The organism is Nocardia jinanensis (assembly GCF_014645735.1).
Lineage (GTDB): Bacteria > Actinomycetota > Actinomycetes > Mycobacteriales > Mycobacteriaceae > Nocardia > Nocardia jinanensis.
Genome location: NZ_BMMH01000042.1, coordinates 16,382 through 32,535, shown reverse-complemented (window position 1 = coordinate 32,535; position 16,154 = coordinate 16,382). Strand labels below are relative to the sequence as shown.

Sequence of the window (16,154 nt, the reverse complement as noted above, 5' to 3'; positions counted from 1 at the left end):
GGCCGACTACACGCGCCGCTGCGCACCTTCGCTACGTCGCTCCAGAACCGGGGCGGGCCCCGCCACCGATGCCGCCCCTCGGGGAGGAGTCGAGGGGACGGCGCTCGCCCTGTGGGCTTCGCTGAACTCGGGATCAGCCTCGGATTCACATCGAGAACCGCGCTCACACAGTCTTCATCGGGCCTGCGATCGGGGCCGATGACGATTCAGGAGCGACGCGCACCGGCTCGTCCCAGTCGATCCGGTAGCGGTGTTCGCCGGCGAGTGTCTTCTCCGGGTTCATCACCGTGCGCGCCATGATCGGCATGATCAGCTGCATCACCTTGCGGGCGACCGGACCCGGGGTTTTGCTGTGGTTGATCTTCGCAGCGCGCGCGGCCACGCCCTCGACGCGTGGGCGGCGCAGACTCTCGTACGCGGCGAACGCGGTCGCGGGATCGGGGATATCGCGCAGACAGCGCGCCAGCTGGATCGCGCTCTCGATCGCCAGCGACGCCCCCTGACCGGAGCTGTTCGACGGCGCGTGCACGGCATCGCCGACCAGCACCATCCGGTCGCGGTACCAGCGCGGAACGGGCGGCATGATGTGCAGCGCGCCCACGACCTCGAGCTGTGCCGGGGTGGTCGCCCGGGCCAGCTGTCCGCCGGGGGTGTCGTCGCCGTAGGTTTCGCGCAGGATCTCCAGCCACCGCTCGGCCGGCACTCGGCGGGCCTCCGGCAGCGAGAGATATTCCTTGCTGGGCAGATTCGCACCCCAGCTGATCCGGCCGGGTCCGGCCGGCCAGTACAGGTAATAGGCGCGGGCACCATAGGCGAAGACGATGGTCTCCGGTTCGGTGTCGACCGCGCAGTCGACCGTCGCCCCGAAACCGAGCATCCCGGTGAAATCCGGCCCCGGGGCGTCCGGATCGATCAACCGGCGGACAGTCGAGCGGATACCGTCGGCGCCCACCAGCACATCCGCCGTGGCGGTGGTGCCGTCGGCGAACCGCACGCGGACCCCGTCCGCCGCCTGCTCCGCCGAGACGAGGCGCTTGCCGAATTCGACCGGCACCCCGGCCGCCACCGCCCGGTCGTACAGCACCCGGTGCAATTCGCTGCGCTCCACCAGTTGCAACGGTGGCTGATCACCCAGTGTGGGCATCGGCAGCATCTTAGGGCCGACCGATAACGCCATCCGCGGCACCGGCACCGCGATATCGCGTACGGCGTCCCCGGCGCCGATCACATCCAGGGCCGCGACACCGTTCGGTGCCAGGGCGAGGCCGCTGCCGATGGTGTGGGCCGGGCCCGGGTAGGCCTCGTAGACGCGGGCCTCGATACCCGCCTTTCGCAATGCGGTGGCCGCCACGGGCCCCGCGATACCGCCGCCGATCACCAGCGCGGTCTCGATTCCGGACATGGGTGTACTCCTCAGGAGTTCGGTTCGTGTTCACAACCGAACCGCCCCGGCGATCCACCACCCGGTTATCCTGTGTTCTGCCAAACTCGTGGCCGGGTGTGCGTTCGCGCGGGCACGGTCCGAGACGGTAACCCGAGCTCGATGGTGGTGTAGCCGCACCTCCATCGAGCCCGGTTCTCGATTCACTGACCGGTCGTCGTATCAGCCCCCTCCACATAGGCACGGGCACGAGCGCTGTCCACAGCGGACCCACTCCGATGCCATGCCTGCCATTCCGCCATATCGGGGAAGGTCCCCTCGATCAGTTCGGCGCGGAACGCCCTGGTCCACTCGGCTTCGGCTGCCAATACGGCCAGCCCGTACTCGGATTCGATGAGGAACAACCGGGGCAGGGTTGCGGCGAGCTCCGCGAGTTCCTGTTTCACCTGCGCGATCTGCTCGTCCAGCACGGTGAGCCGGCGTCCCAGCAGTCCGGCCACCTCGTCCGGCGGCAGCACCGCCAGGATCGACAGTCCCGCGAGGAACCGTCCGGGTTCGGGTTCGGGCTCGGCGATCAGCTCCCGGGTCCAGTCGACGAGTTCATCGCGTCCGGCTGCGGTGATCCGGTAGATCACCCGCTCCGGCCGCGAACCCTCCCGTTCACTGCCCACCACCTCGAGAAAACCGGCCTTGGCCAGGTTCTGCACAACCGTGTACAGGGACCCCCACTTGATATCGAGATCCCGGTCCTTCCCGTAATCGCGCAGCCGCGCCGCGATCTGATACCGGTGCATGGCTTCGTCCTGCATCACCGCGAGCACCGCGAGGGCCAGTAGATTTCCGACCTTGCGTTTCTTCGCCATACACCCTCCTTACTCGTCCACGAATATACGTGAGCGAGTATTTGGCGGCAAGGGTGTCGTGTTAACTCGACTCACGGGGTTGCGTCGGCATTCGACCGCCGGGTCGAGATGTCTGTCTTCTAGCGGGTCTCCGCCAGGGGGCCGGGAGCGGCAAGACGCCACGAATCCAGGACTATGTCGCGCATCTCGTCGAGATCATCCAGCGCCGCGAGCCGGACCCGGACCCACGCGTTGTTCGCCTCGTGCCCCGCGATCCAGAACTTGTCCGGCTCCGCCCGCACCAATTCGTCGCGATCGATGATCGGGCAGCGCACCGCCATCGAGGTCTCGTCCTCGGGCAGGGTCAGGAACAACCGGCCTTCCACTCGGAAGATCGGCATACCCCAGGCGAACTGTTCGGTCGTGGCCGGGAGGGCCAGGGCATAGGCGCGGATATCGTCCCCGGTGGCGGTCATGACCGTGATTGTGCACGGGCCCGCTGACAAGAGACCCCTTGCGGACCGGCCTCAGGCGCGGGCCGTGACCACCGCACCGGAGAGCTCGACTCCGGCACCGCTCAGTTCGTCGAGTGCCTTCTCGACGGTGGCCGCGGTGACCCCGGCCGTCAGGCCCAGCAGGATGCGTGTCGCGAAACCGGCTGCCACCGCGTCCAGGGCGGTCGCCCGGACACAGTGGTCGGTGGCGATACCCGCGACGTCGACCGCGCCGATATCGCGGGCGCGCAGCCATTCGGTGAGCGTCTCCCCGGCGGTCGAAGCGCCTTCGAATCCCGAATACGCCGCCGAGTACTCACCCTTGGAGAAGATTTCCTGTAAAGCGCCGGTATCGAAGCTCGGATGGAAGTCCGCTCCCGGGGTGCCGACCCGGCAGTGCGGCGGCCAGCTGTCCACATAGTCGGGGGTCTCGGAGAAATGCGAGCCCGGATCGATATGGTAATCACGGGTGGCCACCACCGCGTCGTAACCGGTTTCGGCCAGATATTCGCTGATCAGCTCGGCGACACGGGTACCGCCCGATACGGCAAGCGAACCGCCCTCGCAGAAATCGTTCTGCACATCCACCACGATCAGCGCGCGTCTCATAGATCCAGTCTCCTCGCCCTCGGCCGGTCAGGCCAGGAATGTGGTCGGAACGGCCGGTTCACCATCGGAGAGTTTGAGTCCCTCCCACGGCAGACTCACCAGACCGCGGGCCACCAGCTCCCGGGACACGGCGAGAGGCGGCAGGTCCAGGACAGCGCCGCCACGAACGAGCGGAACCATCAGTTCGCGTACTTCGTACCCGTCGGGCGCCGGGCGGTCGGCGGTCGCCTGGTAGACGATCTCCTCGACGATGGTTCCGGTATCGCGCGCCGAACGCACCGCGCGTTTCGCACCGCCGCGGGATTCCTTGTGGCTGGATCGTTTGGCCACCGGCACACCGTCGACCTCGACCAGTTTGTAGACCATCCCCGCGGTCGGCGCGCCGGAGCCGATGACCAGCTGGGTACCGACCCCGTACGCATCCACCGGTTCGGCCCGCAGCGCCGCGATGGCGTATTCGTCGAGGTCCCCGGATACGACGATGCGGGTTTTCACCGCACCGAGTTCGTCCAGTTGCCGGCGCACCTGCCGGGCCAGGACACCCAGGTCGCCGGAGTCGATGCGCACCGCCCCCAGTTCCGGCCCGGCGACCTCGACCGCGAGTGCGACACCGCGGGTGATGTCGAAGGTGTCGACCAGCAAGGTGGTGCCGGTCCCGTGCGCCGCCACCTGGCTGCGGAACGCTTCGATCTCGTGCTCCCCGTCGGCACCGCTGTGCACCAAGGTGAACGCGTGTGCGCTGGTGCCCGCGCCGGGAACGCCGTAGCGGCGCACCGCCTCCAAGTTGGAGGTCGCGTCGAAACCCGCCAGATAGGCCGCCCGCGCACTGGCCGGGGCCGCCTGTTCGTGGGTGCGTCGCGACCCCATCTCGATCATCCGGCGACCGGCGGCGGCACCCACCATCCGGGCCGCCGCGGACGCGATCGCACTGTCGTGGTTGAGCACCGACAGGGCCAGCGTCTCGAGCACCACACATTCGGCGAAGGTCCCGGTGACCGAGAGGACCGGCGAACCCGGGAAATACAGCTCGCCTTCCGGGTAGCCGGCGATATCGCCGGTGAAACGGTAGTCGCGCAACCAGGCGACCGTCTCCGCGTCCAGGAACCCGGCGGCGATCTCCAACTCGGCGTCACCGAACCGGAACCGGGCCAGCGCATCGAGAAAACGGCCCGTACCGGCCACTACTCCATACCTGCGGCCGTGCGGCAAGCGTCGGGCGAACACTTCGAAGGTGCACCGCCGCGTAGCGGAACCGTCGCCGAGAGCCGCGGCCAGCATGGTGAGCTCGTATTGGTCGGTCAGCAGAGCAGTGCTGCCGGCCGCGTCGCGCAGGTCCACGGATGTCACTGTAAACAGCCCGTGCGCGCAGCGGGGAAGCCCGCCGGAGGCGGCGCCGGGCGCCGAGCACCCGCGACGGTGTGTCGCACGCCTGGCCGGGCCTATCGTTGCTGCTCCGGGTGTTGTGAATTACTCCTCGCGTCGTACTCTTGAATTCATGGTCCTGTGCAACACCGCACCCCCCTCATCGACGGCAGAGGTCCTCCTCAGCGCCTCCGGCGTCACGGTGTCGGCACCCCAGGCGACACCGGAGGCTGTGGAGTACACCGAGATCCTGGAGGCAGAGGACCGGCCGTGGGTCACGGTGGTCTGGGACGATCCGGTCAACCTCATGCACTATGTCGCCTACATTTTCCAGAAGCTGTTCGGCTACAGCAAAGCCAAGGCGACCGAGCTCATGCTCAAGGTGCACAACGAGGGCAGAGCGGTCGTATCGTCGGGATCGCGGGACAAGATGGAACAGGATGTCCGCCGCCTGCACGCGGCCGGTCTGTGGGCGACCATGCAACGAGACGACTGATCGGACGGTTACCGTAGCGACGTGCGTAAATGGAGCCGGAAGAACTCATTGAGCGGTCTCAAACTGCGGTCGGAGATGGATGCGCGCGAAGCCAGTGTGCTGCGCTCGCTGGTCGGAGCGGTTTCGGGTCTGCTGGGTGAACGGGCCTCCTCGGCACCCGAGGACGAGCTCGCCGCCCTTACCGGTCTGCGCAGCGGTAACACCGCGCCGCCCGACGATCCGCGACTGGCCCGGCTGCTGCCGGAATTCCATCGGGCCGAACCGGGATCCCCCGACGCCGACCGAGCCGATCTGAACAGCGCGTTGCGCGGCCTGCACGAGCCGGAGATCATCGACGAGAAACTGGCCGCGGCCGGGGTGGTGCTGCACACGCTTCCCGAGGACGGCGGCAAGATCCTGATCACTCCGGAGGAGGCCGACGCCTGGCTCACCGCACTCACCGATGTGCGGCTGGCTCTCGGCGTGGTCTTGGAGATCGACGCCGACACGCCCGAACAGTTCGCGCCCGACGATCCCCGCGCACCGCATCTGGACGTCTATCACTGGCTCACCTGGATGCAGGATTCCCTACTGCAGGCGATGGCGCCGTGACCGCCGCCCCCGGACCGCGCAACTCGCTCACCGACGTCTCCGGACTGCTGGTCGGCCACCACCATGTCCTCGACCCGGATGCGACCCACGGTTCCGGCGCGGCCACCGGCTGCACCGTGGTCCGGGCGCCGGGCGGCGCGGTCGCCGCGGTGGATGTGCGCGGCGGCGGGCCCGGCACCCGCGAAACCGATCTGCTCGACCCCGCCAACACAGTGCGGCAGGCGCACGCGATCCTGCTCACCGGCGGCAGCGCCTACGGGCTCGCCGCCGCGGACGGGGTGATGCGCTGGCTCGAGGAGCACGGCGAGGGCCTGCCCATGTCGCCCGGAAACCCGGCCCGGGTGGTGCCGATCGTGCCGGGCGCCGTCATCTTCGACCTGCCGGTCGGCGATTGGTACACCCGCCCGGACGCCGAATTCGGTTATCACGCAGCCGAAGCCGCCGGACCCGATTTTCTGCGCGGCTGTGTCGGCGCCGGCACCGGCGCCCAGGCCGGCGCCCTCAAGGGCGGCATCGGAACCGCCAGCATCCGGTTCACCGACGGCGTGGCCGCCGGAGTGACAGTGAGCGCGCTGGTCGTCGCCAATCCCGTCGGCTCGGTTTTCGATCCCCGAACCGGTATCCCCTGGGGCGCGGGCACCGACGGGCCCGAGTTCTTCGGGCTGCGCCCCGGTACCGCCGAGGAGCTCGCCGTCGCGAACGCACTGGCGGTGAAGAGCACCGTGCTCAACACCACGATCGGCGTGGTCGCCACCGACGCGCCGCTGGACCCGGCGGGCTGCCGCCGGCTGGCCACGGTCGCCCACGACGGTTTGGCGCGAGCGGTACGCCCGGCCCACTCCCCGCTCGACGGCGACACCTTCTTCGCACTGGCCACCGGTACCGCGACGCCACCGGACGGCCCGCGGCTCCCCGCCGCCTTCCCGCCCGACCTGCCGCTGGTGGACGCGCTGAGCACGGCCGCGGCGGTATGTGTGGAACGCGCGATGGTCGACGGGATCCGCACCGCCCATACGGTGGCCGGTATCCCCGCATACTCCGACCTGTTCAGTGTTTGATTGCGGCGCCTTCGGCGCCGCTGGGCGGGGCCCTGTTAACCCCGGTTCTTCACTCCTTCGCTCCAGAACCGGGGCGGGCCCCGCCGCTGAGGTGGACCATCCGGGGTGGACAGAAGGTGTGTGCGAGCATGCGCCTCGATCAGCCTGGGCCGACTCACGACTCTGTAAGTGCTCAACGGTCGCCGATCTATGGACTACCAGCCGCACGCGATCGGTCGCTGCGCTCCTTCGCTTCGTCGCTCCAGAACCGGGGCGGGCCCGGGGGTGAATCCACTCGCAGGGGAACGGCGGTGGCGAATGTGCCGGTCGGGGGCTCGATATGGTCCGAGTGCACGGGCGGGATCGCACCGGATGGCCGGGGGGTGTGTGGAGTGCCGGGAATACCCGAATATCCTCGACAGTTGTCGGCAGTGAGGGGTCGGCGATGGCCGTGACAAGAGGTGGAAGGGTTCGATTGTGCTCGTGATCAGGGCCGACCTGGTGGATGCGATGGTCGCGCACGCGCGCGCCGACCATCCCGACGAAGCCTGCGGCATCATCGCGGGGCCCGAGGATTCCGACCGGCCCGAACGTTTCGTGGCGATGATGAACGCCGAGCGCTCCCCCACCTTCTATCGTTTCGATTCCGGCGAACAGTTGAAGGTCTGGCGGGCCATGGACGACGCCGACGAGGAACCGGTGGTCATCTACCACTCGCACACCGCGACCGAGGCCTACCCGAGCCGCACCGATATCTCCTACGCCGCCGAACCGGGCGCCCACTACGTACTGATCTCCACCCGCGACGCCGATCAGCACGAACTGCGCAGCTACCGGATCGTCGACGGCGAGGTCACCGAGGAGCCGGTGCGGATAGTCGACGCCTACCAAACCGCCTGACCACTATAGTTTTCCGACCCATTCACCGAGTACACAGCGAGGAGCAGCACCCATGCCGGTCACCGTGTCCATCCCGACCATCATGCGCACCCACACCGGAGGCGAGAAGCGCGTCGCGGCCGAGGGGTCCACGCTCGCCGCGGTGATCGAGGATCTGGAATCCAACCACCCGGGTCTGGCCGAGCGGCTGCTCAACGAGGGCAAGCTGAACCGGTACGTCAATATCTACGTCGACGACGAGGATGTGCGGTTCTCCGGCGGGCTGCAGACCTCGGTGGGTGAGGGTTCGACCGTGACCATCCTGCCGGCCGTCGCGGGCGGGGCCCGATAAGTCCCGTGGCACGCTACGAATCACTGATCGCGACCCTCGGGAACACCCCGCTGGTCGGACTGCGCACCCTGTCCCCGCAGTGGGAGGGCGAACAGCCGGTGCGGTTGTGGGCCAAACTCGAGGACCGCAACCCCACCGGGTCCATCAAGGACCGGCCCGCGCTGCGCATGATCGAGCAGGCCGAAGCCGAGGGTCTGCTGACGCCCGGGTGCACCATCCTGGAACCCACCAGCGGCAATACCGGGATCTCGCTGGCCATGGCAGCGAAACTCAAGGGTTATCGTCTGGTCTGCGTGATGCCGGAGAACACCTCGGTGGAGCGGCGGCAGCTGCTCACCATGTTCGGCGCCGAGATCATCGACTCGCCGGCCGCGGGTGGTTCGAACCAGGCGGTCGCCAAGGCCAAGGAGATCGCGGCCGCGAACCCCGACTGGGTGATGCTGTACCAGTACGGCAACCCGGCCAACGCGCTCGCCCACTACGAGACCACCGGTCCGGAGATCCTCGCCGATCTGCCCGAGATCACTCATTTCGTGGCCGGTCTGGGTACCACCGGAACCCTGATGGGAACGGGCCGGTACCTGCGGGAAAGGGTGCCGAATATCGAGATCGTCGCGGCCGAACCCCGCTACGGCGAACTGGTCTACGGCCTGCGCAACATCGACGAGGGTTTCATTCCCGAGCTGTACGACGAAGCGGTGCTCACCAGCCGTTTCTCCGTGGGCCCCTACGACGCCGTGCGCCGCACCCGCGAACTGGTCGGAGAAGAGGGTATCTTCGCGGGTATCTCGACCGGCGCCATCCTGCACGCCGCGCTCGGGGTCGCCCGTAAAGCGGTCGCCGCGGGCCGACGCGCCGATATCGCCTTCGTCGTCGCCGACGGCGGCTGGAAATACCTCTCCACCGGCGCCTACGACGGGACCCTCGAAGAAGCCGAGGAGCGCCTCGACGGCCAACTCTGGGCTTGAGTTATCGGCGCCGAAGGTGCCGCCGAGAACAAGGAGATCGCCATGACCGGTGGTGCACCGCTGGGGGCATCGTTCGACCCCGACCGTATCGCCGCACTCCGACCACAACAGGGTGGTGGACCGGCCACCGGCGGGCCGGCCGCGGGGCGGTTCGCCGCGACTCGTCGCACCTGGTCGCGGGCCGGGATCCTGGCCGTGGCATTCCTGATCGTGCTGTATCTGATCGAGGTCGTCGACGCGATGATCGACTTCTCGGTCGACCGGACGCTGGGGATCGAGCCCCGCGAGGTCGACGGTCTGGACGGGATCGCCTTCGCGCCGCTGCTGCACCACGGCTGGGACCATCTGATCGGCAATACCCTGCCCGTGCTGATCCTCTTCTTCCTGACCCTCGCCACCGGTATCCGCCGTGGCCTGGCCGCCACCGCGATCGTGTGGATCGTCGCCGGTGTGGGCACCTGGCTGACCGGCGGCGAGAACACCGTGCACGTCGGTGCGTCTTCGCTGGTGTTCGGCTGGCTCACCTACCTCATCTGCCGGGGCTGGTTCGCCCGGCAGATCGGACAGATCGTGCTGGGGCTGGTGGTCCTGGTTCTCTACGGCTCACTGCTGTGGGGAGTACTGCCGGGTCAAGACGGAATATCCTGGCAGGGACACCTTTTCGGCGCTATGGGTGGACTGTTCGCCGGGTGGGTACTCTCCAGTGATGAACGTCGACACCGCCGTCAACTCCGCACCGGGCCACTCGTCCCACCCCGGTGACCGTGGGCGCGGCCAGTATTTTCGGGGGATGCGGTCTTGAGTCGGGAAACATCGTGGCAGCATGGTGACATGCGCCTCACCGTCCTCGGGTGCTCGGGCAGTGTGTCCGGCCCGGATTCCCCCGCGTCGGGTTATCTGCTGACCGGTCCGGACATGTCGCCGGTCGTCATCGATTTCGGTCCGGGCATCCTCGGTGCGCTGCAGCGTTTCGCCGATCCGGGTGAGGTCGACATCTTCCTCACCCACCTGCACGCCGATCACTGCCTCGACCTTCCCGGTCTCCTCGTGTGGCGGCGTTACCACCCTTCTCCCCCCACCGGGAAAGCGATCGTACGCGGCCCGTCGGACGCGCCGCTGCGTATCGGCAACGCCTCGGCCGAGATCGGCGGGGACTGCGACGACTGGTCCGATGTGATCGACTTCCGCCCGTGGGCCGAGGGCGAGGCGGCGGAGTTCGGGCCCGGGCACACCATCACCGCGCGGCGCATGTTCCATCCGCCGGAGTCCTACGGTCTGCGGATCGTCACCGCGACGGGCCGCACCTTCGTCTACACCGGTGATACCGCGGTCTGTCCGGCCGTACAGGAACTGGCCCAGGGCGCCGATGTCCTCATGGCCGAAGCGTCGTGGACCCACGATCCGGCCAATCGCCCTGCGGGCGTCCACCTTTCGGGTACCGAAGCCGGCCGGATCGCCGCCGAGGCCGAGGTCGGGGAACTGCTGCTCACCCATATCCCGCCGTGGACCTCCCGTGAAGATGTCATCGCCGAGGCCAAGGCCGCGTTCGCCGGGCCGGTGCACGCGGTGACCCCTGGTGAGACCTTCGACCTCTAGACCGCCCCAGGCATGTCCCGGCACGGGTACCCACTACGCTGAGCCCGTGTCGAGACGAGCCGATGGCAGGGCGGACGACGAACTCCGCGAGGTACGGATAACTCGAGGTTTCACCACGCACCCGGCAGGTTCGGTGCTGGTGGAGTTCGGGCAGACCCGGGTGATGTGCACGGCCAGCGTCACCGAGGGTGTGCCACCGTGGCGGCGCGAATCGGGCCTGGGCTGGCTGACCGCCGAGTACGCGATGCTGCCGGCCGCCACACATACTCGCAGCGGCCGGGAATCGGTCAAGGGCAAGGTCGGCGGACGCACCCAGGAGATCAGCCGTTTGGTCGGCCGCTCCCTGCGGGCCTGTATCGACCTCGCCGCCATCGGCGAGAACACCATCGCCGTCGATTGCGATGTACTGCAGGCCGACGGCGGCACCCGGACAGCCGCGATCACCGGCGCATATGTGGCACTGGCGGATGCGGTCACCTATCTCGGCGCGGCCGGCGGCCTGGCCGATCCGCAGCCGATCTCCTGCGGAATCGCCGCGGTCAGTGTCGGTGTGGTGGACGGCCGGGTCCGGCTCGATCTTCCCTACGAGGAGGATTCCCGCGCCGAGGTCGATATGAACGTGGTGGCCACCGATACCGGGACATTGGTGGAGATCCAGGGCACCGGTGAAGGCGCGACCTTCCCACGGTCCACCCTCGACAAATTGCTCGACTCGGCATTGGCCGGTTGCGAGCAGCTGTTCACCGTGCAGAAGGAGGCGCTGGCCCTGCCCTATCCGGGCGTGCTGCCGGAGGCCGCCGAGAACTCGAAGAAGAAGTAATGACGCGCCGGGTTCTGCTCGCCAGCCGCAATGCCAAGAAACTGACCGAACTGCGCCGCATCCTGGCCGACGCCGGGGTGGCGGGCCTGGAAATCGTCGGGCTCGACGATGTGCCGGAGTACCCGGAGGCACCGGAAACAGGCGCGACCTTCGAGGAGAACGCGCTGGCCAAGGCACGTGACGGGGCGCGTGCCACGCGGTTGCCGTGTATCGCCGATGATTCCGGGATCGCGGTCGACGCGCTCAACGGGATGCCGGGGGTGCTGTCGGCGCGCTGGGCGGGCCGACATGGCGACGATGCCGCGAACAACACGCTGTTGCTGGCGCAACTGTCCGATACACCGGACGAGCGCCGGGGCGCCAGTTTCGTCTCCGCGTGCGCACTGGTGATCCCGGCCGGTGCGGAGATCGTGGTGCGCGGTGAATGGCCGGGAACCCTGGCCAGGGAGCCGCAGGGTGACGGCGGTTTCGGTTACGACCCGCTGTTCCACCCCGACGGCGGGCAACTCAGCGCCGCGCAGCTCACCCCGGCCGAGAAGGACGGGGCCTCACATCGTGGTCGCGCGCTGGCGCAGCTGCTCCCGGCGCTCGCGGCGCTGGCGGGCTAGCGCGGCTCGGTCAGACCCCGAAGTCCCGCTTGACCTGCTGGGTGTTGCGATGCTCGACGAAGAACGACAGCAGCGGGATCGTGCCCGCGAGCAGCGTGCCGACGGTGCGTTTTATCGGCCAGCGGACCTTCACTGCCAGATCGGCGGTGAGGATCAGGTAGATGAAGTACGCCCAGCCGTGCACCACCGCGATCCAACTCGGGGTGTCCACGCCGAACCCGTATTTGGCGATCATCTCGGCGGTGAGGAACAGCAGCCACAGGCCGGTGACCCAGGCCAGGACGCGGTAGCGCAGCAGCGCTCCAGCGGTCCGCCGGTCGCCGGTGGGCGCGGCGGCGCCGGCCTCGGGTGTGGTGGTGGCGTTCTCGCTCGCGGTCAACCCGCGCTCCTCTCGGTTTCGCGGGCCCTGCCCGCCGGGCGGCCCGTGGCGCCGTCGTCGGCATTCAGGCGGGCCAGGTAGCTGTTGTATTCGGCGAGCACAGGGTCGTCGTCCTGGGCGGCGTGTGGACGTTCGGGCAGGAAACCGGCCGGAATCTCACGCGGGGCGTACGCCGGGGCACTGCGCCGGCCGGCGAACAGTCCGGTCTTCGCGCGCGAAGCGGCTACGTCCACCGTGCCTTCCGGTCCGGCCGGCGCATCCGCCTCCGCGGGCACGCCGGTGGCACCGCCGGGCTCCCCCGCGCCGCCGGACTCCTGTTCCAACCGCACGAACCGGAAGTAGGCGTACAGGGCGAACCCCGCGAACAACGGCCATTGCAGCGCGTACCCGAGGTTCTGTGCCGTACCGCTGGCCGAGGAGAACCGCTCCCACTGCCACCAGCCCAGGAGCAGCGCGGCCAGTGCCAGCACGACCACCAGGACGATCAGGGCCGGGCGGTGCACGGTGCGACGAGCTGTTGCGGACACGGCTACCACGGTACCCGTCTACTACACGGACCGTAGTGTGAGGTGGGTATCGCGGCCGCCGGTATCGGCGCCGGTCAGAACTTGTAGGCGACCCCGGTGAGACGCTCGGATTCCTCCCACAGCCGCCGCCACAGTTCGGTGTTCTTGGACAGACGGGTCGACGGCGACGCCTCCACCGGTCCCTGCGACTGGAACAGCCGGGTCGGGCCCCAGTACGTTTCCGGGTCGGCATCCGGAGTGGTGGCGGCGAACAGTGTCGAATGCGCGGCTTTCGCCGGGGCGTGCCCGATCAGCTTGATGACCGGCTTACTGACCCAGTCCAGCGGAGTCTCGGTGCGGGTGAACAGTTCGGTCGCCGAGACGCCCGGGTGCACTCCGTAGGAGCGTTTCGCGGATCCGGCCGCTCCCAGCCGGCGCTGGAGTTCACGCGCGAACATCAGGTTGGACAGTTTGGCCTGGGCGTAGGCCAGGTTGCGCTGGTAGCGCCGGTGCTCGTAGTTCAGGTCGTCGACCCAGAACTTGGGGGTCTGCTTGTGGGCGATACTGGCCAGCGTCACCACGCGGTCGCGCATCCGGTCCAGCAGCAGCCCGGTCAGCGCGAAGTGACCGAGATGGTTCACCCCGAACTGGGTTTCGAAACCGTCGGTGGTCCGCGAGAACGGCACGTTCATCAGACCGGCGTTGTTGACGAGTACATCGAATTCATCGGTCGCGTCGGCGAATTCCCGGACCGAGGACAGATCGGCCAGATCCAGCCGACGCACCCGGAGATCACCGCCGATGGAGTCGGCGATCTGCTGCGCCTTCTCGGTGTTGCGGCAGGCCAGCACCACGGTGGCCCCTTTCCCAGCGAGTACCTTGGTGGTCTCGGCACCGAGCCCGCCGTTGGCTCCGGTGACAACGAAGGTGCGCCCGCGCTGGTCGGCAATCTGATCAGGTTTCCACGCCATGACCCGACCTTACTTCTGAGTAAGATCGGTGGGAAGAGCGGTACGGCCTCCGGTGTCCAGTGGGAAGGACAGGCCGGTTCGCGACTGGGCGCACAGCTGTCGGTGCGGCGCAGTAGGCTGCCCGAGTGCCCGAACTCCCGCCCGTATCAGACCTGCTGGCGAACGCTGTGACCGCGCTCGGCGGCAAGGAACGCCCGGGTCAGATGACGATGGCCGCGGCGGTGGACAATGCCATCCAGAACAAGGAGCATCTCGCCGTACAGGCCGGGACCGGCACCGGGAAATCGCTCGCATACCTGGTGCCCAGCCTGCGGTACGCGGTGCGCACCGGTCGCACGGTGGTGATCTCCACGGCGACCATCGCGCTACAGCGCCAGCTGGTGGACCGGGATCTCCCCCGCCTGGCCGAGGCGCTGACGAAACCGCTGGGCCGTACGCCGGAGTTCGCGATCCTCAAGGGGCGCAACAACTACCTGTGCCTGAACAAGATCAATAGCGCGATCCCGGAGGAACCCGCCGAGGCCGAACTGTTCGACGCGTTCGCGGTCTCGCGGCTCGGCCGCGAAGTGAAACGGCTCAACGAATGGGCCTCCGATACCGAGACCGGCGACCGCGACGAACTCACGCCGGGCGTCGGCGATCGGGCCTGGCGGCAGGTCAGCGTCTCCTCGCGCGAATGCCTCGGTAAATCCCGCTGCCCGTTCGGGCAGGACTGTTTCGCCGAACGGGCGCGGGCCGAATCCGCGCAGGCCGATATCGTCGTCACCAACCACGCCCTCCTGGCGATCGATGCGATCAGCGGCGTGCAGGTCCTGCCGGAACACGATCTGGTGGTGGTGGACGAGGCACACGAGCTGGTCGACCGGGTGACCGGGATCGCGACAGCGGAACTGTCCGCCACCGCCATCAGCACCGCCGCCCGGCGCTGCGCGAAACTCATCGACGAGCAGGAGGTCGACCGGCTCGAGGAGGCAGCCGAAGCCTGGCACAGCGTGCTCGACGAGCTGCCGCCGGTCCGCTGGGACAGCCTGCCCGAAGGTATCGGCGGAGTGCTGGCGCTGATCCGGGACGCCGCCTGGAACGCCCGCACCGCGCTCAACCCGCAGGGTTCGGGCGGTCCCGGTAACGATCCCGAGGCCGCCGCCGGCCGCAACATGGCCATCGCCGGGGTAGAGGAGATCCACGACAGCGCGGTCCGCGCGCTCACCGCCTTCGACGAACCCGATCCGGCGGTACGCCGCGATGTGGTGTGGTTGTCGGCGGACGAGATCCGCGGTGTCACCCGGCGCACGCTGCGGATGGCGCCGCTGGCCGTGGGCGGGCTGCTGCGCAGCCAATTGTTCGGTGCGGCAACGGTCGTCCTCACCTCGGCGACTCTGCAGATCGGCGGAAATTTCGACGGCCTCGCCCGCACCTGGGGTCTGCCGCCGCAATCCGGCGGCCGGGTGGACCCGGCGACGGCCAACAGCGCCGAGGCGCCGAACGACGCCGATACCGTGCGCTGGACCTCGCTGGACGTCGGTTCGCCGTTCGATCACGCCAAGTCGGGGATCCTCTACGTCGCCCAGCATCTGCCGGCGCCCGGCCGGGACGGGCTGCCACCGGCCTACCTGGACGAGATAGAGCGCTTGGTCGGCGCCGCGGGCGGGCGCACGCTCGGGCTCTTCTCCTCCATGCGTGCCGCCAAAGCCGCCACCGAAGTACTGCGCAAACGCCTCGACACTCCCATCCTGTGCCAGGGCGAGGACTCCACCGGCGCCCTGGTGCGGAAATTCGCCGACGACCCGGAAACCTCGCTCTTCGGAACTCTTTCGCTCTGGCAGGGCGTGGATGTCCCGGGCCCGTCGTTGAGCCTGGTGATCCTGGATCGCATCCCGTTCCCCCGGCCCGACGATCCGCTGCTGGCGGCCCGGCAGCGGGCCGTCGAATCGCGCGGGGGCAACGGGTTCCTCACGGTTGCCGCGAGTCACGCGGCGCTTCTCCTCGCCCAGGGCACGGGGCGGTTGCTGCGCAGTGTCGACGACCGCGGGGTCGTGGCCATCCTCGACCCCCGCCTGGCCACGGCGCGCTACGGCGGATTCCTGCGGGCGTCACTGCCGCCGTACTGGGAGACGGCCGACCCGGAGGTGGTGGCCGAGGCGTTGCGCCGCCTGTCCGCCGCCGCGACGGTCTGACCGGACCTTCGTTCGCGGGAACGAAACGAGGACCGGCCTACGGTGCGAGCGCCCGGCGGTCCGCCCGGAGCCCCGGTCCCCGACGCGTC

The 16,154-nt window shown here is 68.6% G+C and carries 19 protein-coding genes; 11 read left to right on the top strand and 8 right to left on the bottom strand.

Going from position 1 to position 16,154, the window contains the following annotated elements:
• Window positions 1–163 precede the first annotated feature (163 nt).
• The 5 genes from IEY68_RS35025 to IEY68_RS35005 form a co-directional block, all read right to left on the bottom strand.
• Window positions 164–1,402 carry an FAD-dependent oxidoreductase gene (locus IEY68_RS35025; protein WP_058855111.1) on the bottom strand — a complete coding sequence of 413 codons (1,239 nt, stop codon included), beginning with the start codon at window positions 1,400–1,402 and terminating at the stop codon, window positions 164–166.
• Between the two features lie 182 nt (window positions 1,403–1,584).
• On the bottom strand, window positions 1,585–2,244 hold the full coding sequence (locus IEY68_RS35020) for a PadR family transcriptional regulator (RefSeq protein ID WP_058855112.1): 660 nt from the start codon (window positions 2,242–2,244) through the stop codon (window positions 1,585–1,587).
• A gap of 119 nt (window positions 2,245–2,363) precedes the next feature.
• On the bottom strand, window positions 2,364–2,699 hold the full coding sequence (locus IEY68_RS35015; protein WP_058855113.1) for an MmcQ/YjbR family DNA-binding protein: 336 nt from the start codon (window positions 2,697–2,699) through the stop codon (window positions 2,364–2,366).
• 51 nt (window positions 2,700–2,750) lie between these two features.
• The gene (locus IEY68_RS35010; protein WP_058855114.1) at window positions 2,751–3,326 is read right to left on the bottom strand and encodes an isochorismatase family protein; all 576 of its coding nucleotides are present in this window, start codon (window positions 3,324–3,326) and stop codon (window positions 2,751–2,753) included.
• A gap of 27 nt (window positions 3,327–3,353) precedes the next feature.
• The gene (locus IEY68_RS35005) at window positions 3,354–4,604 is read right to left on the bottom strand and encodes a nicotinate phosphoribosyltransferase (RefSeq protein ID WP_229719224.1); all 1,251 of its coding nucleotides are present in this window, start codon (window positions 4,602–4,604) and stop codon (window positions 3,354–3,356) included.
• A 217-nt stretch (window positions 4,605–4,821) separates the two neighbouring features.
• Here IEY68_RS35005 and clpS point away from each other — a divergent pair, with 217 nt between their 5' ends.
• The 10 genes from clpS (at window position 4,822) to rdgB (ending at window position 12,035) form a co-directional block, all read left to right on the top strand.
• The gene (clpS, locus tag IEY68_RS35000) at window positions 4,822–5,184 is read left to right on the top strand and encodes an ATP-dependent Clp protease adapter ClpS (RefSeq protein ID WP_058855115.1); all 363 of its coding nucleotides are present in this window, start codon (window positions 4,822–4,824) and stop codon (window positions 5,182–5,184) included.
• A 21-nt stretch (window positions 5,185–5,205) separates the two neighbouring features.
• Entirely contained in the window at window positions 5,206–5,775 is a 570-nt protein-coding gene (gene aosR, locus IEY68_RS34995; protein ID WP_058855116.1) for an oxidative stress transcriptional regulator AosR, read from the top strand.
• Window positions 5,772–6,833, top strand: a complete 1,062-nt coding sequence (locus IEY68_RS34990) for a P1 family peptidase (RefSeq protein WP_058855117.1) — start codon at window positions 5,772–5,774, stop codon at window positions 6,831–6,833. Before aosR ends, IEY68_RS34990 begins: the two co-directional genes overlap by 4 nt.
• Before the next feature lie 456 nt (window positions 6,834–7,289).
• Window positions 7,290–7,712 carry a M67 family metallopeptidase gene (locus IEY68_RS34985; RefSeq protein ID WP_058855118.1) on the top strand — a complete coding sequence of 141 codons (423 nt, stop codon included), beginning with the start codon at window positions 7,290–7,292 and terminating at the stop codon, window positions 7,710–7,712.
• A gap of 52 nt (window positions 7,713–7,764) precedes the next feature.
• Window positions 7,765–8,043, top strand: a complete 279-nt coding sequence (locus IEY68_RS34980) for a MoaD/ThiS family protein (RefSeq protein WP_058855119.1) — start codon at window positions 7,765–7,767, stop codon at window positions 8,041–8,043.
• A gap of 5 nt (window positions 8,044–8,048) precedes the next feature.
• Window positions 8,049–9,011: a PLP-dependent cysteine synthase family protein gene (locus IEY68_RS34975; RefSeq protein ID WP_058855120.1), complete on the top strand. Its 963-nt coding sequence runs from the start codon at window positions 8,049–8,051 to the stop codon at window positions 9,009–9,011.
• A gap of 42 nt (window positions 9,012–9,053) precedes the next feature.
• Window positions 9,054–9,773: a rhomboid family intramembrane serine protease gene (locus IEY68_RS34970; RefSeq protein ID WP_058855121.1), complete on the top strand. Its 720-nt coding sequence runs from the start codon at window positions 9,054–9,056 to the stop codon at window positions 9,771–9,773.
• Window positions 9,774–9,842: 69 nt separating this feature from the next.
• On the top strand, window positions 9,843–10,607 hold the full coding sequence (locus tag IEY68_RS34965) for a cyclic nucleotide-degrading phosphodiesterase (protein WP_058855122.1): 765 nt from the start codon (window positions 9,843–9,845) through the stop codon (window positions 10,605–10,607).
• Window positions 10,608–10,653: 46 nt separating this feature from the next.
• Complete coding sequence (rph, locus tag IEY68_RS34960; protein ID WP_058855123.1) at window positions 10,654–11,427, top strand: ribonuclease PH; 774 nt, start codon at window positions 10,654–10,656, stop codon at window positions 11,425–11,427.
• The gene (gene rdgB, locus IEY68_RS34955) at window positions 11,427–12,035 is read left to right on the top strand and encodes an RdgB/HAM1 family non-canonical purine NTP pyrophosphatase (protein ID WP_058855124.1); all 609 of its coding nucleotides are present in this window, start codon (window positions 11,427–11,429) and stop codon (window positions 12,033–12,035) included. Before rph ends, rdgB begins: the two co-directional genes overlap by 1 nt.
• Window positions 12,036–12,045: 10 nt before the next feature.
• Here rdgB and IEY68_RS34950 read toward each other — a convergent pair whose 3' ends face one another.
• The 3 genes from IEY68_RS34950 to IEY68_RS34940 all read right to left on the bottom strand — a co-directional run bounded on the left by IEY68_RS34950 (window position 12,046) and on the right by IEY68_RS34940 (window position 13,891).
• Complete coding sequence (locus IEY68_RS34950) at window positions 12,046–12,414, bottom strand: DUF3817 domain-containing protein (RefSeq protein WP_058855125.1); 369 nt, start codon at window positions 12,412–12,414, stop codon at window positions 12,046–12,048.
• Window positions 12,411–12,941, bottom strand: coding sequence for a hypothetical protein (locus IEY68_RS34945; protein ID WP_058855126.1), 531 nt, complete (start codon window positions 12,939–12,941; stop codon window positions 12,411–12,413). Before IEY68_RS34945 ends, IEY68_RS34950 begins: the two co-directional genes overlap by 4 nt.
• A gap of 74 nt (window positions 12,942–13,015) precedes the next feature.
• Complete coding sequence (locus IEY68_RS34940; protein WP_058855127.1) at window positions 13,016–13,891, bottom strand: oxidoreductase; 876 nt, start codon at window positions 13,889–13,891, stop codon at window positions 13,016–13,018.
• Window positions 13,892–14,016: 125 nt separating this feature from the next.
• Here IEY68_RS34940 and IEY68_RS34935 point away from each other — a divergent pair, with 125 nt between their 5' ends.
• A complete protein-coding gene (locus IEY68_RS34935) occupies window positions 14,017–16,065 on the top strand; it encodes an ATP-dependent DNA helicase (RefSeq protein ID WP_058855128.1) in 2,049 nt (682 codons plus the stop codon).
• Window positions 16,066–16,154 lie beyond the last annotated feature (89 nt).